Raw genomic sequence first — 22487 nt, forward strand, 5'->3', positions numbered from 1 at the left:
GCACGCAGACTTATCTTTGTATAAACATTACTCGTTTATTGCTGGGCAATCAGTCAATGTTGTCTATCCCTATAAATCTTATAAAGGAGTTTTCCCTATGGCTTTAAAAATTGTTTATCCCATTTGTTGTGGAATTGATGTCCACAAATCCTTTGTTGTGGCTTGTATTGCCTCCACTTCCAAAGGAGTAACCACTTACAAACGCCATCGCTTTTCAACCTATACAAAAGGATTGCTTGAGCTGTCACAATGGCTTTGTGAAAATGATTGTCAGGATGTTTGTATGGAATCTACCGGGAAATACTGGATTCCTGTGTTCAATGTACTAGAAGATTCCTGTAACATCACCTTGGCGCATCCTAAGTATGTCAAGGCAATCCGCGGTAAAAAAACCGATAAAAAAGATGCTAAATGGATTGCTGATTTATTTAAACATGATCTTGTAGCCGGAAGCTTTATGCCTCCACTTGAGATTAGGCAGCTTCGTGACCTTATGCGTTATCGCTTCAAGCTGACTAACTTTATGTCGAGTGAGAAAAACCGTCTTCAAAACAGTTTAACTGTGTCTAATATTCAGCTTGGAAATATTGTTTCGGATACCTTCGGCAAAAGCTCCATGAACATTATTGAGAAGCTACTAAAGGATCCATTAGACACCTCATTTGATTTAGAACCTTTAATTCATGGCTCCATGAAGCATAAACTTCCTGAACTCGAGCTCGCTATTGATGGATACATTACATCTGAACAGGCTGAAAAATTAAAGGTTATTAAACAACATTATGAAGACCTTGGAGCCCGTAAAGCAGATCTTGAAAAAATTATTCTTTCACTTGCCGCGTCCTACCATGATGAAATCAACTTAATCTTAACTGTTCCGTCTTTTAAAAACATTTTTTCCGCCATTGCCGTGGTTTCCGAAATAGGTGTTGATATGGACGTGTTTCCGACAGCTAAGCATTTATGCTCCTGGGCAGGACTTACACCCACAAATAACGAGAGTGCCGGCAAGAAAAAGTCAGTAAGAATTTCAAGAGCTGGATGTTACATAAAACCACTTTTGGTGCAATGTGCAACCGCAGTGGTTAAAAGTGAAAAACATCCCGAAATTCGAAACCGTTACCTACGGCTAAGAAAACGCCGTGGTCACAAACGAGCAATTATTGCGATTGCACGAATGCTTTTAACAGCTATCTACAATATTCTCAAAAAGAAAGAAGCCTATAACGCTGAATTATATTTAAAATCGGATGTTCTTCCAGTAAACCGTGAAATCACGGTAGAACAAGCGATTTTATTAGCTAAAAACCATGGTTATCATGTGTTAGAAGCATCTTGATTTTGTCGTATAAATTTTAAAAAAATCATCCAATGATGGTTTATTTGTCATGCATTCTTTTTGAGATAGTGATTTCAATAATTATTTCAGACTTGTACCTCCAAGAATCATCTAGTAAGGTGAATTCATTTGTGAAATAAATCACATAATGTCACATAAAAAAATAAATTGTTAATATTCTAAGTACTTTGCTAATATTACTAGTCACATCCCTATTCATACAAAAGAAGTATATTAAATACACCTTTTATAATTCCATTATATCTGCTTTTTGAGAAAAAAAAAGACCTAAAATTTGACGATTTAATGAACTTCTTTTGTTCTTCGACATACTGGAAGATGATAATATGTAAATGGACTGCATATTTATTTCCAGGAATTAATTGATATACTTTTCGTAAGTGGTTTTATTGACACATTTGAATAAAAATTCAAAAAACATATGTATAAACACTAATATTTATGCACATTTATGAAACTGTATATACTTGGACTAACGTATTAAAAACTTATATCAGTAGTTTTTTTCCTCATCCTCCACTTATGGTTAATTGCCCTTAACGGACCTTTACAGGAGAGTTCAACACCTATCACTCTCGATTTTTCCAGCTCGAACTGGGGTCTCACTGCCTGTTAAGAGTGGGATGAAATTCAAGAACCCAAATATACAATAATTATGCATTTTTTTGTATATCTGGGTTTTTTTATTCATTAAACATACTGCTATAAACTACATTTTTAATTACTGAAAACAATATTTATGTATCTAGTTCACCTAACGCTTAAGCTATAGATAGATATTCCATCAATCCTCGTTTTTTCTGAATAAGAGATAAAGTGATTTTTCACACTCAGTGACTGGAATGAAAACGGACTTAAGGTTTCACAGCTTAAAAAAAGAAGGGAAGACCATCTGTACAGTATCTCACTTACCGGTTTATGGGCAAAATTGAAACCTTCCTTACAAAAGATACGTATATATCGGCATAGTATATTAATAGGAGGGACTATGTGTGTTTTCTTAGAAAAAATACATCACAATCATTAATAAAGAGGAAATTTACATTTCTTCTTGTATAATTAATGCTAGACATTTATTAAAATTTATTCGAATACAATATAAAAAAGTAAAGTGGAGGTTGTTCATTATGGAGTTTTCTTTATATTCGGTAATAAATATTTTAATAACCATTTATTTGGTAGTAGATTCTAAAAAGCACGGAAAAAATCCTGTCCTTTGGGGAATACTGGGCTTTATATTCGGAATAATAACACTTTCTATTTATTGGATTAGAACAGGTAAAAAATTATTAGGATGGATTATACTCATATTAGCAATTATTTTCCATTTACTACTTATCCTATTCATTTTCGCCGTTTTATTTATGTCCTTTACTTAATTCTCTAATAGATAGGTCGTTAGAACAATCAAACACACCCTGAACAAGCTACATTATTTCTATAATCACTATCCATAAGTAGAAGTTAAAACCCGTTTAACGGTCACCTTTTATTAAGTGCCCATTATACAGGTTTTCCTTTTAATAACAAAGTGTCAGGCACCTGTAAAAGACATTTGTCCATATACAGTGCCTGACACTATTATTGACACTATTATTCTATTATTCAAACAGAAAGTGAAACCAAGCTGACAGTATATCCGTAATGAAGATAAATAGTAATAGGAGGAATTAATTTGGAATATTACAGAAAAACCCCAAGAAGCTTCTTAATCATTATGTTAGCACTAGTTACGGTCTCTTTATCTTTGTCTTCTCCCGTCTGGTTACTTTTCTTTCAACTTACACTTATCCTATTTTTTATCCTATCTTTTTTTATCCAATATAAAATCACCATTACTGACGAAGTAATAAGCTATCAAATTCAATGCATTGGAACATCCCTTTATAAGAAAAAAATTCAATTCTCTCAAATAATGCAAATCAGCTTTAAACGTTTTGGTTGGTCTACGAAAGGAGCGATAATTAAGCAAAAAAAGGGATTTTCTATTCAAATCATTCATTATTCTCCTAACAACATTCTTGAAGATTTAATGTTTTTAGCTAATAGGAATGGAATTATGGTAATTAAAACAAAAGACTTTTTGATTTTGGAGAGAGCACATGATAACCAATAATGGTATATGTTTGCTTAATGCCTAGTAATGACTCTTTACTTCACCGAATCATACAACTCAATCACTTCCAAAACTCTACTCACAAGATAATAATCAACAATCGCCAGCATTGCTTTTCCAGCATAAAGCATAGCTCTTTCATCAAAGTCAAATTTAGGATGATGATGCGGATAGATAGCACCTAATGATTCATTTCCGGCTCCTGTAAAGAAAAGCATGCCTGGCTTTTCTTCCAAATAATTAGCAAAATCCTCACTGACTAACAGCGCTGGAACTTCTTCTACATGTATTTCTGGTAATGCAGATTTCATTGTACTGGCAAATATCTTTGTTTCATTCGGATGATTATACACCCCTGCTACTCCATGAAAATAGTTAAATTCATAATCAGCCTTTGAGCTTAAACAGATTCCTCTGATAGCATCCTTCATTTCTTCCTCTACTAATTGCTGTACCTCTTTTTCATATGTTCTCACTGTTCCTTTTAAAATAGCAGAATCAGCTATGACATTGGCAGCATCTCCGGCATGAATGGAACCAATGGAGACAACTGCTGTTTTCTGGGGATGAACTCTTCTGCTAACGATATATTGAAGCTGGTTAATCAGCTGTCCGGCAACAGCAATCGAGTCAACCGTATCATGCGGAGAGGAGCCATGACCGCCTTTTCCCTTAATTTTAATCTCGAATCCGTCTCCTGCTGCTGTGGTATATCCTTTTGTATAGGAAATCGTTCCAACAGGGATTAGGCTCCACAAGTGATTAGCAAATATAGCATCCACCCCTTCCAAACAATTGTCCGCAATCATTTTTCTTGCTCCTCCTCCTCCTTCTTCTGCATGTTGAAAGATTAGTACTACGTTTCCGGCTAGCTGATTTCTATTTTGTTGCAGAACCTTACCAACAGCCAGTAAAGTTGCTGTGTGTCCATCATGTCCACATGCATGCATGACTCCGTCAACTTTTGATTTATAGGAAACATCTTTTTCATCCTGAATGGGTAGTGCATCAAAATCGGCTCTTAGTGCAATGGTTTTCCCTGGCTGTGCTCCCTTTATAAACCCGATTACTCCCAAGCCACCAACATTGATTTTCCTCTCAATTCCATAATCCGATAAGATGGATGCAATGAGCTTGGAAGTCTCATATTCCTGATTTGTAAGTTCGGGATGCTGATGTATATATCTACGCCATTCCACCATTTTATCGTACATTTCCTCTAATTGAAGATTCCAATTGCTTAGCATTCATCCTTCCTCCTCTTTTATTATATAAACTTATAGCCTAATAATTATTCTGTATATTCTGAATATTAATCTTATAACTAAGTATAACGCGAAAAAATGCATAATACAATTCCATCTTTCGGAATCCGAAATAAGTGCTAATTTATTGTTTTTTACATGTTACTATTCTACTAGAAATATTGTAACTACTATTAAAAGTTTTGACCCAGTAATTATAGTTATTTAGCGGCTAAAAAAAGAGAATCAGCAAAATGCTAATTCTCCTAAACTTGTTATATAATCCCCTGCTCAATCATAGCATCTGCAACTTTAATGAAGCCTGCAATATTAGCACCTGCAACTAGATTTCCTTTAGTAGCATAATCCTCTGAAGCTTTTATACTTTTGCTATAAATATTTTTCATGATATCTTGTAATTTCTTATCTACTTCATCTTGAGTCCAAGCTATTCTAGCGCTATTTTGTGCCATTTCTAAAGCTGAGACTGCCACTCCACCTGCATTTGCTGCTTTGGCAGGTGCAAATAACACATTATGATGGATAAAGGTATCGACTGCTTCTAGAGTAGAAGGCATATTTGCCCCTTCCCCTATTGCCTTTACCCCATTGGCGATTAACTTTTCTGCTGATTCTTTATTCAACTCATTTTGTGTTGCACATGGCAAAGCAATCTCGCAAGGAATCCTCCAAATACCAGTATATCCTTGCTGGTAGATTGCCTCAGGATGCTTATTCACATATTCAGAGATTCTCTTGTTTTCTTCTTCTTTTAATTGTTTCACTGTATCTAGATCTATTCCATTTGGATCATACACGTAACCACTGGAATCGCTGCAAGCAACAATTTTTGCACCTAACTGCATCGCCTTCTCCATCGCATAAATAGATACATTTCCTGATCCTGACACAACAACCGTACTATCTTTAAAGCTTAGCCCCTGATTTTTAAGCATTTCTTCCACAAAGTATACTAATCCGTAGCCAGTTGCTTCTTTACGACCTAAGCTTCCGCCATATCCGATGCCTTTACCGGTTAACACACCTGCTTCATAAGCGCCTTTTAATCTTTTATATTGTCCAAACATATAACCGATTTCTCTTGCACCTACTCCAATATCTCCAGCGGGCACATCGATATCTGGTCCGATATGCTTGCTAAGTTCTGTCATAAAGCTCTGACAAAAACGCATAATTTCTAAATCTGACTTCCCTTTAGGATCGAAATCGGAACCACCTTTTCCGCCACCTATCGACTGACCAGTTAACGAGTTTTTAAAGATTTGCTCAAAACCAAGAAATTTAATAATACTTGCATTAACAGAAGAATGAAATCTTAATCCTCCTTTATAAGGTCCAATCGCATTATTAAATTGGACACGATAGCCACGGTTTACTTTTATATTTCCTTTGTCATCCATCCAAGGTACTTTAAAGCTAATCATTCGATCTGGTTCAAGCATTCTTTCTAGTACAGCATATTTTATATATTTAGGATTTTTTTCAAGTACAGGAACTAAAGACTCGAGGACCTCTTTAACTGCCTGCTGGAACTCCTTTTCGTGAGGATCACGTTCTTGAACTTGAATCAATAATTGGTTAATGTAATCTTTCACGGTGTGTGTTTGAAACTCATCTTTTTTCTCCAGCACTTTCATCCTTTTTCAGCCCCTATATTATTTTAATGTTAGAATATTCTCTTTTCTAAAAGTTGTTTTTATTTTATAATTTTATAATTAATAGGTACAATACTAATTTCGGATTGAATTCATGCGTTTCACGCATGAATAGGAGAGTGGATAATGGAAATAAGACAAATCCAGTATTTTTTGGAAGCGGCGAAAAGGGAACATATTACTGAAGCTGCTGACGCTTTGCATGTGGCACAATCCTCTGTAAGTCGACAAATTTTCAATTTAGAAGCAGAATTAGGAGTAGAGCTTTTTATACGCGAAGGAAGAAGCGTAAAATTAACACCTCTCGGAAAAGTTTTTTTTGAGCGGATGAAACAAGTATGGAGTATGATGGAGGATGCGAAAAGAGAAGTAGAGGAATCACTTGATCCTGAAAAAGGGACAGTCAGAATTGCATTCCCTATCAGTATGGCTGCTCATACGTTACCTTCTATCATTTATTCATTTCGCAACCGATATCCAGAAGCTAAATTTCATATGAGCAATGCTTTATACCATGATCTCATCGATGGCGTTATTAATGGAGAATTTAATTTGGCGATGATTGCTCCAATGCCGAATCGGGCAAAAGAAGATAAAATTAAAGGAGCGACATTATTTACAGAAAATATCGTTGCGCTGCTTCCTCTTCACCACCCATTAAGCAATCAAAAAGAGATCCAGCTAAGAAACCTCAAGGATGATCCCTTTTGTGTCTTACCGGAAGGATTTGTTTTTCGTGATCAAGTAGTTAAAGCTTGTTATAATGCGGGGTTTTCACCACAGATTGCATTTGAGGGAAAAGATATTGACGCACTTAAAGGATTAGTATCTGCAGGATTAGGGGTTGCCTTGATGCCAGAGATGACATTGGTGGATAACACCCCACGTTCAACTTGCGTCATTCCGTTGTCAGATGTTAATCTCACTCGAACCGTTGGTGTCATTTATCCTAGCCATCGAAAACTACTTCCAACCGAATCATTATTTTATCAATTTCTACTTGAAACGTACGAAAGGTTGAATGAGTTTAAAAAGTAAGTTTCCAAATTGTTCTATATAGTTTTTCAATAGAAAGCAACCAAAAACAGTGCCTAGTACCTATAAAAGGTAAAGGCACTGTTCTATTTACTCGTCAGACGAGTATTTTTATTCTTTTTCACTTGCTATTATAAAGAAATATTTTATTTACTCCTTGTTTGTAACTTCATGGTAAAATATCGCCTTTTGATTGTTCATAAAATATGTTTCTTACGTAGGACTGTTTTTCAACTATTCTAATACCCTTACTTTGACTTCCCTTGTAATCTCTGTTTGAGGATGCTTAACCCGAATGTTCGTTACTCCTGGTTTTAATGCTTTAATCGAAATGCTCTTCTCATCAGATTCAGTAAGCTCTATTATATTTAGTTCATCGATATCCCAACTAAATGGATTACTACTCTTAACCCAATCAGGCTTTAACAGAGCATGGATGGTTTGGTATTCTCCCACTTTAAGTGTTAGATATTCCGTACTTACCACAATACGTTCGACTTCATTTTCCTTTGGACGTTCTCTCCATGTTGAATATAAAGGATAAAAATCTAGTGAAACAACCTTAATTTTTCCACCTTTTGTATATAATTCAATTCCATTACTAGTAGGCTGGGAATAGATTAAATTCGTAAAGACATATTCCCCATCGTTTATAAACACCTCAACAGATGATTCATCAACAAATCCTCTAATTTTTATTCTTTTCTCATCCGATGGATAAGTAGTTGTATGGACATTCCCGAATAGAAATGGATCCCCATTACGATCTAGTAACATTTCTAGTCCAGCACGAGACCTATCTAAGAATAATTTATTCTCTTTCGTATTTACGCCTATAACCGTATCTTCGTCATCTGATTGCCGAACTCGTATCCCGAATTCTTCTACGTTTTCCCATTCTAGTACTGCTTCAAATTCATAATTAGTACCAGAAAGATCATTAATAGATTGTTCTCCTTCTACTTCCATTGAATGAATAGCGATGTGATCAGCGCGTAAACTTTCTAATTCACTAACTGGTTCTTGAAATAATTTAATACTTCCATCCTTAACCGTTTTCAATGATAGTTGACGAGGAATGGACATTGATCCCTTCCACGGTTCAGTTGGAGATTGATAAGGATATCTCCAATTCGCCATCCACCCTAACCATATTCTGCGACCATCTTGTTCCGGGATATCAGACAAAGACTGGGCAGCATAAAAATCTTGCCCAAAATCAGTTGTCAAAATAGTTTCTGGGGAATTATCATTAATAAACTGTGTTCCGTCAAACTCTCCAATAAAATATTGAGCAGTTGAGCCATTTGTTTCTTCATTATCTCCAATACTAACTTGCAACACCCATTTCTGGTTATTTAAATCACCATCCACTGGCAATTCAAATAAATCTGGGCATTCCCAAACAGCTACATGAGATCCTTCTTTATCACCAAATTGACTTTGAAACTCCCAGTCAATCAAATTATCAGAGTTATAAAAGGTCACGCTTTGGTTCGTAGAAACAACCATTACCCATTTCTTGGTACTCTCATGCCAAAATACTTTTGGATCACGAAAATCCTTTATTCCAGGGTTGGGAATAACCGGATTTCCTTTATATCTTTCCCATGTTCTTCCATTATCTTTGCTATAAGCAATACTTTGAGATTCCCCACCCTCTGTATTTGTATAGATGGCAACTAACCCAGCCTTGCCTTCAAAAAATCCTGTTGTATCATCCCAATCCACAACAGCGCTTCCTGATAATGCTTGCCCTAAATTATCATGTTCTAAAGCAATCGGTAAATGTTCCCAATGCATTAAATCCCTGCTTACCGCATGTGCCCAATTGCCATTTTTTTGATGAAATAGATGATACTCTCCCTCAAAATAGATTAGTCCATTAGGGTCGGCCAAATTTCCTGTAGGTGTTGAAAAATGATACTGAGGTCGATACAATTCTGTATAATAATCCGAAGTGGCTGCTTCCATTTTATCTGGTCTTAAGGCATCCAAATTTTTCGCTTCCTTCCCCATTTGGTTGATACTGCAACCAGTTAATAACAATGTAACTGATAAACCAACTGCCAAGATTCTTTTAGTCAATATGTTTCCTCCCCCTCTCCTGTTTTTCAACTCCATTTATCCCTCTTTTTTATTGGCTAAGATAAAGTGAAACTTCCATCAGTGGGGGGGTTCCTTCTTCCCCTACTGATGGTTAGTTGAACCAATCGGACCTTTACGGACAGTAAGATTCCCACCTATCTCATAAGCTTACGGTTGAGTCTTACCGTCCGTTAAAAGTGGGATAAAATAGCCAGAGGATAGATCCAATCCAATCCCCTGGCTTTATGTTAAATATTATCCTTTTTTGGAAGGAACAGATACCTTTCCATATACTAGATTTACTTTCCCTTCTTCTGCAAACAAACATATTCGTTTGCTTACTTTATCAGGGAAAATTAAACTTGTTAATGCTTGCTCTCCGCCATTGATAAATAATTCTAAGGAGGCAGAATCTACAATTATTCGTAACTCAAGTGAAGAAGAATCCTCAAGACAAACTCGCTGCAGTTTAGGAAAAATATCGGAAAAATCAACCACCCCAGATTTTTCACGAGACAGACTCAGTACATTTTCTTTCGCATCAATAGTAATAGTTGTATGCTGTGAATCTGTATGTTCTATCCTTAATCCATACTTATTTGCATTTATATTCTTGAAGGATAGGATTATCTCTGTGTATTCATGATCTACTTCAAAAACAGTGCTTTCTTTGGCTGTAATGATTGTGTCTGTTCTTTCTTCTTTTCTATCAAAATAGGTATCTAATTCTCTTACTAAATGTTGGACGAGATAATACTCTCCCATCTTCTCACGCAGTTCCAGCTCTCTAGGAAGAGTCATCTGACTTCTCCATCCTTCTGTCGGAACTTGATTAGCATAACGCCAATTACTCATCCAGCCTAAATAAATTCGTCTTCCATCTGCTTCAGGAATATCAGAAAAGCTTACTCCAGCATAGTTGTCTTTGCCATAGTCTAGCCATTTTATATCCTCATGTTCTGATGTGAATTTCTTTCCATCAAATGAGCCAACAAAATATTGAGTGCGGGATCCTTCATCATAATTAGGATTATCCCCAATACTGACAATAAGCACCCACTTTTTATCATTTGAATATTCGATTGATAGTTCAAATAAGTCAGGACATTCCCATACCCCTTCATGTGAACCACAACTCTCTCCAAATTCACTTTCAAACTTCCACTCTTTTAAATTAGCTGATGAGTATAAAGAGATTGTTTGTCCTGTAGCCAGAACCATGATCCATTTCTTTGTCTCTTTATGCCAAAAAACTTTTGGATCTCTAAAATCAGGCTTTGATGGATGAGCAAGTACAGGATTACCATCATATTTAATCCATGACCTTCCATTATCTAAGCTATATGCCAAACTCTGTGTCTGAATGGCTTGCTTGCCATGATCTCCCTCCGAGTGATGAGTAAAAATAGCCACCAAACCTGGTTCTTCCTTAAAAAAACCAGTTGTATTATTCCAATCCACAACTGCGCTACCTGAAAAAATGGTTCCATTGTCATCAGGATGTAAAGCTATTTCTAATTCATCCCATGAAATCAAATCTTTACTGACTGCATGCCCCCAATGCATCGGTCCCCATGTACTGCCATGCGGATTATGTTGATAAAATAAATGATACTCATCTTTGAAAAACACTAAACCATTTGGATCATTCATCCAATTTTTTTCAGGAGAAAAATGCAAGGCTGGTCTGTATTTTTCGAGTTTAGTAATCTTCAATTTAATGCCTCCAATTAATTTACTGTTCTATCATAGCCATCTTGCTTAATTTGCAACCAAGTGCTTAGACCAAGTCTCTCTAGTTCTTTCAAGTAATCTTCCCATTCTTTATCTATATTTCCATTGCTCATCCATTCCGCTCTTTTTCTATTAACATAGGCAAATAAGTCTGTTTCAATCTTTGCTTTTTCGTCTGCTTCCTCTAATGAGAAAAATACAGGTGGATAAAAGTTCTCTGCTTTAATATGTGGAACCATAGTCTCTTCTAAAATATTTAATCTCCAAGCAGCATCATCTGGTTTTGTTGTATATACATCGTAATACTCATCTAGTATAGCTAACGGACCTGCAACACTCGTTTTTTCTCTTAATTCAACTGGTGCTGTACCTTCTAATGAAAGATGTTTTAACATACCAGCTTCCTCATCAAGTTCAAAAATATTTTGCTGTTTTGTGTCACCATATGTTCCCCAGTTATTTTGAACAGATTGCAGCGGCTCATACAGTTGATCAATCCATTTGGCTGTTAATTCTAAATTCTTATTCGAACTTGTGATAACCATTCTTCCTCTATCAAGACCAAAGCCATTTGTTTGCGCCACATTTCTTTCCCCAGAAGGTCCTTCTAATGGCGGCATCACATCATAAGTATCGTTCATGCCAGTAATATTTCCTTTATCCCAAGTAAAGTAAAGACCATATTTAGAATCTTTTCCTTTTGCTACATACTTATTCCAATCTTGTTCATATGCTTCTACATCAATTAAACCTAATTCATTTAGCTCATTAAAGAATTTTAATGCTTCTTTATACCCTTCTTCTGCTGCAGTAAAGATAACTTCCCCATCGTTTGAAACAACTGTATGGTCCCAGTTATCCCCTAAACCAAATGAAGCAAATAAAAAGGCTGGGTCTTCTCCTCCTTGATTTACAATAAAGGATAGTGGTATTTCATCTGCTTCGCCATTACCATTTGGATCTTGTGTTTTAAAAGCAAGAAGTACCTCTTTTAGTTCTTCTGTTGTTGTTGGCATTTCCAGCCCTAAATTATTGAGCCATTCTACATTTATCCAAGGAAGGCAGTCAACTACTTGAATGCGGCTCTTTCCACTGCCAAGCTCTTCAATCCAAGGAAAACTGTATATATGTCCATCTGGAGCTGTAATCATCGATTTATATTCTGGAGCTTCTTCCAGCACCTTTTTAAAATTGGGCATATACTGATCAATTAAATCTTCAACTGGTATGATGGTTCCATCCTTCGCATATTTCAATAAATCATAATCACTGAAAGCAGCATCTAAAATGGCATCTGGCAGCTCCCCACTTGCCAACGCTAAATTCCGCTTCTCCACAAATTGGTCTTTCGTATAGTTTTTCCAATCTATATGGACACCTGTCTGTTCCTCTAATCTTTGATAAATTAGCTTTTCATTCGGGTCGGTTGGTGCCAAAGCAGAGCTTTGTGTCATAAAACGAAGTGTGACTTTCTCTTCCAAAGGAAAGGTAACATCTGTTAGTTTTAAATCTTCCGTGGAAGCACTTTTACTTGTCTTTTCGCCACTACAACCTGTTAAAACAAGACCTGTAACAATAAAAGTGGAAAGAAGCTTATTAATTTTCCCCATAAATTAACCCTCCATATGCTTTTGTTTTAAATTATTTTAAAGATCCTACCATAACACCTTTTTCAAAGTATTTTTGGAAGAATGGATACATAATTAGAAGTGGTAAACTTGAAATGACAATAGACGCATATTTTATTTTTTCTGCTAATTTACTTAACTCAGCCATTGCTAACTGATCACTAATCATTCCAGGCTGAACTTGGTTTTGAATCAGAATAGATCGTAAAACTAGCTGCAATGGATGTAATTCTTGATCCTCTAAGTAAATCATTGCATCAAAGTAGGAATTCCATTGTCCAACAAAGGCATATAGAGCAATGACAAAAATAATAGGTTTAGACAATGGCAATACTATTTTTAAAAATATTTTTAACTCAGAAGCACCGTCAATTTTAGCTGCCTCAAATAGTTCTTTTGGTAGACCTTTAAAAAAGGTTCGTGCTAATATAATATTCCAAACACTAATTGCTCCTGGCAAAATAATGGACCAAATCGTATTTAGCATTCCTAAATCTTTTACTACTAAATAGGTAGGAATCAGTCCACCATTAAAAAACATGGTGATGAGAAAGAAAATCATGATTACATTCTTCCCTTTGAATCCATCAAGAGAGAGTGGATATGCCGCAAATATTGTGATAATAATCGTGACGATCGTAAATCCTACCGAATATAAAACTGAATTGATAAATCCTTTTATCATCAATTCATCTTGAAGAATCCGTTTATATCCTTCGAGACTCCAATCAGACGGATTTAAGGAAAAACCTTTACTAAGTAAAACATTTGGATCTAAAAAGGAAGCCAATAAAATATAAAGTAATGGTAATAATACGATTAACACAAGTAATACTAAAATTATTTTGTTACTAAAAAGTAGCGTTTTATCTGTTTTTGAATGATTTTCCACTGGTTATCCCCCCCTTTTTCCTAATACAACCCTTCGCCTTCATTTAACTTCTTCACTACAAAGTTAACGAATACTAGTAAAACTACATTAATAACAGAATTAAACAAGCCTACCGCAGTTGAATATGCATAATCTCCAGCCTGCAAGCCTACTTTGTACACATAAGTTGGTAATATCTCTGAAGTAGGTAGATTCATTGAGGTTTGCATCAAGTAAGCCTTTTCAAATCCTATCGCCATGATTCCTCCTGCCCCTAAAATAAACAACACAGCCATTATAGGTTTAAGTGTAGGAAGATCAATATGTCTTATCCTCTGTAAAAGTGTTGCTCCATCGATTGTTGCAGCATCATGTAATTGAGGATCAACATTTGCAAGTGCTGCTACATAAATAATGGACGACCATCCTGCAGCTTGCCATATTCCTGATAAAATATAAATAGATCTAAAATATTCAGGATCTGTCATGAAAGACACGGGTTTATCGTTAAATATAGATAATAGTGAATTTATTGGACCTGTAGGTGACATAAAGATAAATAACATTCCTGTAATGACAACAACAGATATAAAATTTGGTGCATACAGTATTAATTGGATGTTTTTTTTGATAGCTGCTCTCCGTACTTGGTTTAGACTAAGTGCTAGAATAATAGGTACAGGGAAGCCAAGTATCAAACCATAAAAACTTAATTTAAGCGTATTCATAAAAATGTCTTTAAAATTGGGAGAAGTTAAAAAATCCTTAAAGTGTGTTAAACCTACCCAATCACTTCCCATAATTCCCTTCATTGGGCTAAAATCTTTAAAAGCGATTATCGCCCCATACATTGGGATATATTTAAATACAATTGTTAAAATAATGGCAGGGACTAAAAATAAGTACAACGCATAGTTTTTTTTAAAATATTGAATAAAGTTCTCTTTTTTTTCTACAGGAAAAAATTTACCTCTTACTTCATTAGAAGTTTTTTTATTAGTTGTTTTCTTTTCAGGTACTGAAATGGACATTTTATTTCGCCCCCTTTTAGAGAAAAATTTTAAAATTCATTAATATCAACCGCTTGACACATGCCTAATTCTCCCTTCTAAAATATGTATATCAACCGCTTTCATATCATTTTATGTTAACCGCTTGATATATTTGATTTTAAACGCTTTCATTCGGTGTGTCAACCGCTTGACTTATTATTTTTAAAAAAGGCTGGGACATAAGTATTCCAGCCATAGATAAACCCGAACAACTATCAAAGAATCCTAAATGGTTGTTCGGGTTTAATAGTTTTATAAAAGGTTGTTTCAGTACAGTTAGTGTTAATATCCGCAGCCTGAATACACTTCGCTTTCCATGGGGCGAGCGCCGAGCCGCTTCGGCCTCTGGCCTGCAGGGTCTCGGACTTTCTCGCAGCTCCCATAGGAGTCTACGTGTATTCAGGCTGCTCCATATTTCCTACTAATTCATTTTTTCTAAAAAAACAATATTTTTTAGGGTATTGCCTTTAAAAACGGAGTGGAATGGAGCGGAAGACACTCGACTCCTGCGGGAAGTAGAGCAAAACCTAAGACCCCACAGGCTTTAGCCGAGGAGGCTTAGGTTGCTCCCCGCGGAAAGCGAGTTTCTGTAGCGCAATGGAACGAATTAGTTTTTACACTTGACTATATTTAAAAACATAAATAACCATTGTATAAAAGAAACCTTTATTTAAGAGATAAATTAGAGATTGTTCGTCTTTACAGATTGGCTATTTAGTTTTGTCCCAGCCTCTTCTAAACTGGAATTCCTACGTTGATTGGTCTCTTTCGGATAATTATGTTGAATAAACAATTGAAATCCTCGCTTTATCTATTAGATTAGGTCGTCTCATTTTTCAGCAATTGAACAGGTAAAATAACTTCCATTCTTTCATCATTATTTACTTCATTAATAATGTCCATTAATCTTAATACAGCTGATTGTGCTATTTCCTCAATTGGTTGTTTAATTGTTGTTAATTGGGGTAACAGCCTTCTTACACTTTGTGTACCATCATATCCTACAACTTTTAATTGATTCGGGACCTGAATTCCCAGTTCTTTCGCTACTTTTAAACAGGTAGATGCTATTAAATCATCACTAGCAAAAATCCCATCCGTTTCTGGGTGCTCTGTAAAAATTTGTTTAATTGTTTCTGCCGTTTCTCCCTCATCAAATAAATTATTAAGTTCATAGGTAATTGGATTATCGACTTGGTCTTCATAGGCTTTTCTTCTATTTTGAGTTGGTGTCTCTAACTCACTTGGTCCATTTATATGAATGATTTCTTTACAACCTTGATTAAGTAAATGTTGAACAGCCAGTCTTCCACCTTCATAGTTATCAGAACCTATTACTGGAATTGTTGGTGATAAGTAATGGTCAATTGCGACTATAGGAAGCTTGGAGTTCTTATATATCTCAATTCCACGATTATAAGAACAAACAATAATACCATCTACTTGATGCCTGATAAGCATCTCTGCATAAGATGTTTCTTTTGCCACTTGTCCTAAACTATTACATAAAATAACTTTAAACTCATGATTGGAGCATATATTCTCTATATATAAAGCTAGTTCACTAAAAAAAGGATTATTAATTGTCGGCAAAATAAGACCAATAAAATTAGTCCGTTTTTTAAAAAGGGAACGTGCAATATCATTAGGATAATAATTTAAGTCTTTAATTGCTTGTTCCACTTTTTCTCTCGTTTTTTCACTTATGTATCCCCGATTATTCAGCACACGTGAAACCGTTGTCGGTGAAACACCTGCTAACTGTGCTACATCTTCTAATTTAACTTTCATGATAACCACCCGAAAAATCATAAATTATTGTATACTTAAATTTTTTATATGTTAACCGCTTTCATACATATTATCATAAACTTGTAAATTTTGCATCTTTCCATCTATCAATGTTTTTGTTCTCCATTGTTCCTCCTGAATTAATCACCTTTTCTATAATTGTATTTATTTTTAGTAGCTTTTTTTTCATTAATATTTTGAATTACCGCATATGCCTCTATAACAGAACCAGTAAACTCAATCCATCCCCCTGTTGCAAGTAATATTCTTCTTTGTTTTTCTTTCTCTTCAGGGGTTATAATAGCAATGGCATCAATTAGTGTACCGATAGAAATTAGGAGATTTCCAAAAGCTTTGTTTTCATATAAACTTCCATTTTCCTCAAACACAACACCAGCGACTTCAATTGCAGCACCTATTGATTGAACAACACTTCCTAATGCATCTAACTTTACAACCTCAGGATTAAGCGGAGTAGGATTAGGTATGCTGGCATTTGCTGCAGCGTAATTTAGAGAGTTTCCTCAAACCTGCACATAAGCTCCGATTATCTCTAGGCGGCTGACTAGCTCTTCTTCCTTTTCATATCGTAATGTTCTTCCAACCCCATGAAAGGAATTAGCTATTGCTTGAATAAAATTCCCATCACGTATTCTTCGTATATTCACTCTATCATCTGCATCTATTGATGATTCTCCGACCGCTGACAAGAATGTCCCGGTAACGAGTAAGTAGGATCCTATTATAAGTAAATCCTCTTTATCTATCATTAGCGAGTCTTCCATATGTACCATTCCCCCAATCTTCCTTACTATGGAACGATATGTTCACTTACATTCTTAGTATCTACTCATATATATTCAACCTTCCCCCTTTATGCTAAAAAAATATTTTTATTCCATCTATAAATACTACTAGTTAATCGAAATTTTCTTGCAATCTCTGGAAAAATAAAAAAGGGAATCCTCCTCATCATTTAAAAAATACTCCAACCTTTTTCACTTTCTTTCGAAGAATTATCACTTTCCACTCCCATATAAGTATGATTTCTCCCTTCTGTGTCTATTATGAAAGTAATCTATAAAAAGGAAAACTGTTCCACTTTTGGTTGAGCATGAGGTGAAAATATGGACACTACAAGTAGTAAAAGAAAAGTATCTAGTCGATTAGAAAAAAATGTTGACTATTTAAAGGAAGAATTAGGTGTTGGCAAAAACTTTGACATCATTCATTTAGATGTTGAATATGCTGGCATTCGAATGGCGATGTTTCTTGTTGATGGATTGGTAAAAGACGATATATTACATTTGCTCATGAAGTTTCTAGCAAAAGTAAAAAAAGAGGAATTAAGAAAAGATGTTTTACAACAATTACTACGTACCTACATACCATATATCGAAATTAGTACGGTTGATGATTTAAATAATGTTGTTGATAATGTCCTGTCTGGTCCAACCGCTCTTGTAGTTGATGGAATTGATGAAATACTGCTAATTGATGCACGTACCTATCCAGTTAGAGGACCAGAAGAACCAGATACGGAAAGAGTTGTTCGTGGTTCACGAGATGGGTTTGTAGAAACAATTGTGTTTAATACAGCCCTTACACGAAGAAGAATTAGAGACCGAACCCTGCGGATGGAGTTTATGCAAATTGGACGTCGTTCGAAGACCGATATCGTTATTTGTTACATTGGTGATATAGCTGATCCTGATATGGTCAAGCAATTAAAAGAATCCATGTCAAAAATTGATACAGATGGATTACCGATGGCGGAAAAAACGATTGAGGAATTTATTTCAGGAAACAATTGGAATCCTTATCCTAGAGTAAGATACACAGAGCGACCTGATACAACAGCTGTCCATCTTTTTGAGGGACACGTTTGTATTTTCGTTGATGGCTCCCCATCGGCCATGATTACACCGGTAACCTTTTGGCATCATTTGCAGCACGCCGAAGAATATCGTAACAACCCTCTGGTAGGTGCCTATTTACGTTTTGTTCGCTACTTAGGTGTATTTGCATCCATTTTTTTATTGCCGTTTTGGTATTTAGTAAGTATTGAACCAAGCCTATTGCCTAGCTCCTTATCTTTTTTTGGACCTAGTGAATTAGGACAAATTCCATTAATCATTCAGTTTCTATTAATAGAAGTAGGTTTGGATATGCTGCGAATGGCTGCTATTCACACTCCTACTTCGTTGGCAACCGCACTAGGACTTGTTGCGGCCTTAATGATTGGACAAGTAGCAGTAGAAGTTGGTCTTTTTTCTAATGAAGTTATTTTGTATTTTTCTATTGCTGCGATTGGATCCTTTGCTACACCAAGTTATGAACTCAGTTTAGCAAACAGACTTGTTCGGATATTTTTACTAATTGCTACTGCTCTCTTTAAAGTTCCTGGATATATAATTGGTGTTGCCCTATTTATTATCTTTCTTGCAAGAATGAAATCTTTTGGGGTTCCATACCTATGGCCGTTCATTCCATTCAATTTCCGTGCCATCCGAGATATTGTTGTAAGAACACCTATTCCATTAAAAAACCGACGACCTCGTATTTTAAATCCAAATGATCCTGATCGATAATCAACTATCTTTTTAAATAGGGATATATGAAAAGCAAATCTTTCATATATCCCTATTTAGTTATTATCAAAATGTAACTACTATAATAACAAACTTACTACTTAAAGGATGTAATGGTATTATTATTAATTAATAAAGAATGTTTCTTTTCCTATTGAGAATGTATGAATAGACTAAGAAACCTTTTGACTTAGAAATTAGACAAGATAGCGACATAGTATATTTTATTCTTATATCATAATAAGTTAAATTTAATATCAAATGAACATAATCTAAATTTTCTGTATACTCAGAAAAATGAGTATGTTATCCTTAAAATGGAATAAAAATACCAAAAAATCATGCGGGAGGTAATATAGTGAAAATAATAAAATCCGGAATATTAACAGTTTTGTTACTTCTATTCACTAATACTGGTATAGGAAATGCAGAAGAGTACCAGGGTGGTGGTTTTTCTGAGAATGAGATAATTAAAGAAGAATCAAATGAAATTATTAGTGATTTAGAAGTTGAAGATGGACCTAACAATCTGAGTAGCCCTGATGCTGCAATTTCTTTAGGACCACCTAGTTGTAATAGAACTCATTCACATAATGTTGCCACTGTAACAATGCAAGTTAAAAATCTCACAGGTAGTTATAGATCTTTAATGTGGGGGTTTCATTTAACTTCTTCAGCTAAATCATTTTTGGGTCCAATTGTAGTAGTTAAAATGCCCTCTGCAGCAGTAAACGGTAAAGCTATAAACACACCATATGAACCTCATTCCGAAGGAGCATCATATAATTTTCATGGAAGCATGAAAAATTATCAAATTAAGGGTCAAAGTTATCCACTCAAAAAAGGTGATATAGTTAATCTTACTTGGCATATAACGGGTACAAATCCGGAAAGATATGGTTATCGATATGTAACTTGCAAAATGCCCTAAAGAATAAACCGAAACATAAGAAATAAAGAAATGAGGTTGTAAATGATGGAGATAGAATGGAAAAAAGAAACTATTATTTTTGAAACTTTAAGAGAATCAGAGGTATGGGCTGATTCTATAGCAAACGAAATACATGGTAGAACAATAAATGGGTATATAACACCAGATTATAAAATAGCATATGCTCTTTCATTTTTCCTAGCTTCCAATCCTGATTATGTTGTTCATACAGAAAAAAGTTTCAATATTTGTCCAGGATTAAAGGTAGAGGATTCATTTATTTATAAAGTTTGGGTAACTTTTAATAGTAAATAAATCATATATGAGTGTGATTATTACATACTGAAAACTTCTATATTTCAGCAAAAATATTTAGATTTTCTTTCACTCATTTATTTTTGACGCTATATTTTCAATGTTGTTTACTTCATTGGAAAATACATTTTCAAAAACTTCTTGGATAATTATATAGTACATTACTACTTAAATCCTACATAATGACATGGAGTTGTATTATCTTATGTTGAAAAGAAACTCAAAAACGGAATTATTTTATCTGTTTTCGAGTTTCTTCTCTTTAAAGCATCTAAATTTCCTCGTTCGTAATAACATTGGGTTTCTATTTTAGTTTTTCTTCTAATAGTTAGTGTTACTTCTTTGCAAACGATATTTAGTTATACAAAACTTAGAAAAAACAGTGAAAAGTTAAGTAATAAAATTTTTGCAAATTTTGTTGCTCCCCAAGTACTTCTCACTGTGATTATAAATTTATGGGTGGAGGGTAGAAATATAATGAGATTTATCAACCTCATTGTATTAAAAAAATTATAGAATTCATGCTATCTCATACCCATAGTATGTCATGACCTTTTCAATTTTCATTGCATCTTCCCCTTTCTTCTCTTCATCCTTTGCTAAAGTATGCAGATTTCTACCAGTAGGTGATAACAAAAAGGATTTTTCACTTAGATAAGAAAGAGGAATTTTCCTATTTAAACAAAATCTGCACCCTCACAATCTATAGGATGCAGTTCTTATCATGTCTTTTTAATGTTGTTTATTCGGTAATTTTGCTTCTGGATGCCCTTTACCATGTTTTTTGTTTTTTTCTTGCTTTTTTTGATCATCCTTTAGTTTTTCAACAAACTGACTTGTATCTTCCATCTAGATTCCCTCCTTTAAATGTTCATGTTATTTTAACCAGTTATGAGATTTTACATTCTTCCTCTATTTTTAGTTTAAGAAAAAGAGGCTGGGACATAAGTATTCCAGTCATAGATAAACCCGAACAACTATCAAATAATCCTAAATGATTGTTCGGGTTTTATTAGTTTTATAAAAGGCTGTTTCAGTACAGTTAGTGTTAATATCCGCAGCCTGAATACACTTCGCTTTCCATGGGGCGAGCGCCGAGCCGCTTCGGCCTATGGCCTGCAGGGTCTCGGACTTTCTCGCAGCTCCCATAGGAGTCTACGTGTATTCAGGCTGCTCCATATTTCCTACTAATTCATTTTTTCTAAAAAAACAATATTTTTTAGGGAATTGCCTTTAAAAACAGAGTGGAATGGAGCGGAAGACACTCGACTCCTGCGGGAAGTAGAGCAAAACCTAAGACCCCACAGGCTTTAGCCGAGGAGGCTTAGGTTGCTCCCCGCGGAAAGCGAGTTTCTGTAGCGCAATGGAACGAATTAGTTTTTACACTTGACTATATTTAAAAACATAAATAACCATTGTATAAAAGAAACCTTTATTTAAGAGATAAATTAGAGATTGTTCGTCTTTACAGATTGGCTATCTAGTTTTGTCCCAGCCTCTAAACTGTAGAAAAACTCCTGAATTTTAAAATAAAAGTTTGTATATAGTATATTTATTAGTCCCTTTGAATGGGGATGTTGCTTTCCGTGGGGCTCGCGCTGAGCCGCTTCGGCTTTTAAGCCTGCAGGGTCTCAGACTGTATCGCTAATCCCACAGGAGTCTCACCTCTTCCACTACAAACAACGCATAAAAATTCCATTTAACTGTTTAAAAATCATTTTGTCGACAAACTGAGCACTTATCTATTTTGATAGGTGCTTTTTAATTCATTTCAACAGCTCTTGCTACTGGTTTACTGCATTGTTTACACGTTCCTTGTAAAACAATGCCAAAATCTGTTTCTTTAATTTGATAATTCTGTATTTGAACAACATCGCTACAGGAACTACACCAGACATTTCTTTCTAATTCATTGCGCGTTTCTTTAGGAATAGCTAACCATTTTTTATTTGCATTAAAAGAGACCACTTCGTTATTCTTGTCCATTTTCCGCACCACTTTTCTTATTTTTTCGAATCTACAAAGATAACTATAAAAGGAATTTAGGAAAAAGGT

At 35.0% G+C, this 22487-nt stretch carries 19 protein-coding genes; 7 read left to right on the forward strand and 12 right to left on the reverse strand.

Annotated elements, in window-relative coordinates:
• The first annotated feature begins 97 nt into the window (after nt 1-97).
• The 3 genes from NST60_RS03745 (at nt 98) to NST60_RS03755 (ending at nt 3476) form a co-directional block, all read left to right on the forward strand.
• Nucleotides 98-1339 (forward strand): IS110 family transposase, encoded by a 1242-nt coding sequence (locus tag NST60_RS03745; RefSeq protein ID WP_016205480.1) that lies wholly within the window; start codon nt 98-100, stop codon nt 1337-1339.
• A 1148-nt stretch (nt 1340-2487) separates the two neighbouring features.
• Entirely contained in the window at nt 2488-2739 is a 252-nt protein-coding gene (locus tag NST60_RS03750; protein ID WP_169188222.1) for a hypothetical protein, read from the forward strand.
• Between the two features lie 296 nt (nt 2740-3035).
• The gene (locus NST60_RS03755; protein ID WP_224427955.1) at nt 3036-3476 is read left to right on the forward strand and encodes a hypothetical protein; all 441 of its coding nucleotides are present in this window, start codon (nt 3036-3038) and stop codon (nt 3474-3476) included.
• A 35-nt stretch (nt 3477-3511) separates the two neighbouring features.
• On the opposite strand, the gene NST60_RS03760 is transcribed toward NST60_RS03755, so the two are convergent.
• Nucleotides 3512-4723, reverse strand: coding sequence for a M20 metallopeptidase family protein (locus NST60_RS03760; protein ID WP_224427956.1), 1212 nt, complete (start codon nt 4721-4723; stop codon nt 3512-3514).
• A gap of 272 nt (nt 4724-4995) precedes the next feature.
• Nucleotides 4996-6378 carry an NADP-specific glutamate dehydrogenase gene (gene gdhA, locus NST60_RS03765; protein WP_224427957.1) on the reverse strand — a complete coding sequence of 461 codons (1383 nt, stop codon included), beginning with the start codon at nt 6376-6378 and terminating at the stop codon, nt 4996-4998.
• Between the two features lie 144 nt (nt 6379-6522).
• Here gdhA and NST60_RS03770 point away from each other — a divergent pair, with 144 nt between their 5' ends.
• Nucleotides 6523-7434, forward strand: a complete 912-nt coding sequence (locus NST60_RS03770; RefSeq protein WP_212119326.1) for a LysR family transcriptional regulator — start codon at nt 6523-6525, stop codon at nt 7432-7434.
• Nucleotides 7435-7665: 231 nt separating this feature from the next.
• On the opposite strand, the gene NST60_RS03775 is transcribed toward NST60_RS03770, so the two are convergent.
• The 8 genes from NST60_RS03775 to NST60_RS03810 all read right to left on the reverse strand — a co-directional run bounded on the left by NST60_RS03775 (nt 7666) and on the right by NST60_RS03810 (nt 17389).
• Nucleotides 7666-9519 carry a glycoside hydrolase family 32 protein gene (locus tag NST60_RS03775; RefSeq protein WP_224427958.1) on the reverse strand — a complete coding sequence of 618 codons (1854 nt, stop codon included), beginning with the start codon at nt 9517-9519 and terminating at the stop codon, nt 7666-7668.
• Between the two features lie 255 nt (nt 9520-9774).
• Nucleotides 9775-11235: a glycoside hydrolase family 32 protein gene (locus tag NST60_RS03780; protein WP_224427959.1), complete on the reverse strand. Its 1461-nt coding sequence runs from the start codon at nt 11233-11235 to the stop codon at nt 9775-9777.
• Between the two features lie 14 nt (nt 11236-11249).
• Nucleotides 11250-12863 carry an ABC transporter substrate-binding protein gene (locus NST60_RS03785; RefSeq protein WP_341098198.1) on the reverse strand — a complete coding sequence of 538 codons (1614 nt, stop codon included), beginning with the start codon at nt 12861-12863 and terminating at the stop codon, nt 11250-11252.
• A 31-nt stretch (nt 12864-12894) separates the two neighbouring features.
• Nucleotides 12895-13773, reverse strand: coding sequence for a carbohydrate ABC transporter permease (locus NST60_RS03790; RefSeq protein ID WP_169188206.1), 879 nt, complete (start codon nt 13771-13773; stop codon nt 12895-12897).
• Between the two features lie 20 nt (nt 13774-13793).
• The gene (locus NST60_RS03795) at nt 13794-14783 is read right to left on the reverse strand and encodes an ABC transporter permease (protein ID WP_016205337.1); all 990 of its coding nucleotides are present in this window, start codon (nt 14781-14783) and stop codon (nt 13794-13796) included.
• Between the two features lie 840 nt (nt 14784-15623).
• Entirely contained in the window at nt 15624-16595 is a 972-nt protein-coding gene (locus NST60_RS03800; protein WP_016205338.1) for a LacI family DNA-binding transcriptional regulator, read from the reverse strand.
• A 140-nt stretch (nt 16596-16735) separates the two neighbouring features.
• A complete protein-coding gene (locus tag NST60_RS03805) occupies nt 16736-17083 on the reverse strand; it encodes a DUF6944 family repetitive protein (RefSeq protein ID WP_407939861.1) in 348 nt (115 codons plus the stop codon).
• A gap of 36 nt (nt 17084-17119) precedes the next feature.
• Entirely contained in the window at nt 17120-17389 is a 270-nt protein-coding gene (locus NST60_RS03810; protein ID WP_169188203.1) for a hypothetical protein, read from the reverse strand.
• 333 nt (nt 17390-17722) lie between these two features.
• Here NST60_RS03810 and NST60_RS03815 point away from each other — a divergent pair, with 333 nt between their 5' ends.
• The 3 genes from NST60_RS03815 (at nt 17723) to NST60_RS03825 (ending at nt 20432) form a co-directional block, all read left to right on the forward strand.
• The gene (locus NST60_RS03815; RefSeq protein ID WP_169188202.1) at nt 17723-19186 is read left to right on the forward strand and encodes a spore germination protein; all 1464 of its coding nucleotides are present in this window, start codon (nt 17723-17725) and stop codon (nt 19184-19186) included.
• A gap of 358 nt (nt 19187-19544) precedes the next feature.
• Entirely contained in the window at nt 19545-20117 is a 573-nt protein-coding gene (locus NST60_RS03820) for a hypothetical protein (RefSeq protein ID WP_169188201.1), read from the forward strand.
• Nucleotides 20118-20168: 51 nt separating this feature from the next.
• Nucleotides 20169-20432, forward strand: a complete 264-nt coding sequence (locus tag NST60_RS03825) for a hypothetical protein (RefSeq protein ID WP_040344351.1) — start codon at nt 20169-20171, stop codon at nt 20430-20432.
• Nucleotides 20433-21164: 732 nt separating this feature from the next.
• On the opposite strand, the gene NST60_RS03830 is transcribed toward NST60_RS03825, so the two are convergent.
• Together NST60_RS03830 and NST60_RS03835 are read right to left on the reverse strand one after the other, a co-directional pair.
• A complete protein-coding gene (locus NST60_RS03830; protein WP_169188200.1) occupies nt 21165-21281 on the reverse strand; it encodes a DUF4023 family protein in 117 nt (38 codons plus the stop codon).
• A gap of 912 nt (nt 21282-22193) precedes the next feature.
• Nucleotides 22194-22418, reverse strand: a complete 225-nt coding sequence (locus NST60_RS03835) for a hypothetical protein (RefSeq protein ID WP_169188199.1) — start codon at nt 22416-22418, stop codon at nt 22194-22196.
• Nucleotides 22419-22487: the final 69 nt, after the last annotated feature.

Source organism: Niallia sp. FSL W8-1348 (genome assembly GCF_038006745.1).
Lineage (GTDB): Bacteria > Bacillota > Bacilli > Bacillales > Cytobacillaceae > Niallia > Niallia alba.

Excerpts from the sequence above, each read along its gene's own strand:
- NST60_RS03785 (WP_341098198.1), bottom strand. The coding sequence starts at position 12,863 with ATGGGGAAAATTAATAAGCTTCTTTCCACTTTTATTGTTACAGGTCTT.
- NST60_RS03835 (WP_169188199.1), bottom strand. The coding sequence starts at position 22,418 with ATGGACAAGAATAACGAAGTGGTCTCTTTTAATGCAAATAAAAAATGG.
- gdhA (WP_224427957.1), bottom strand. The coding sequence starts at position 6,378 with ATGAAAGTGCTGGAGAAAAAAGATGAGTTTCAAACACACACCGTGAAA.
- NST60_RS03830 (WP_169188200.1), bottom strand. The coding sequence starts at position 21,281 with ATGGAAGATACAAGTCAGTTTGTTGAAAAACTAAAGGATGATCAAAAA.
- NST60_RS03815 (WP_169188202.1), top strand. The coding sequence starts at position 17,723 with ATGGACACTACAAGTAGTAAAAGAAAAGTATCTAGTCGATTAGAAAAA.
- NST60_RS03760 (WP_224427956.1), bottom strand. The coding sequence starts at position 4,723 with ATGCTAAGCAATTGGAATCTTCAATTAGAGGAAATGTACGATAAAATG.
- NST60_RS03745 (WP_016205480.1), top strand. The coding sequence starts at position 98 with ATGGCTTTAAAAATTGTTTATCCCATTTGTTGTGGAATTGATGTCCAC.
- NST60_RS03810 (WP_169188203.1), bottom strand. The coding sequence starts at position 17,389 with ATGGTACATATGGAAGACTCGCTAATGATAGATAAAGAGGATTTACTT.
- NST60_RS03770 (WP_212119326.1), top strand. The coding sequence starts at position 6,523 with ATGGAAATAAGACAAATCCAGTATTTTTTGGAAGCGGCGAAAAGGGAA.
- NST60_RS03800 (WP_016205338.1), bottom strand. The coding sequence starts at position 16,595 with ATGAAAGTTAAATTAGAAGATGTAGCACAGTTAGCAGGTGTTTCACCG.
- NST60_RS03750 (WP_169188222.1), top strand. The coding sequence starts at position 2,488 with ATGGAGTTTTCTTTATATTCGGTAATAAATATTTTAATAACCATTTAT.
- NST60_RS03795 (WP_016205337.1), bottom strand. The coding sequence starts at position 14,783 with ATGTCCATTTCAGTACCTGAAAAGAAAACAACTAATAAAAAAACTTCT.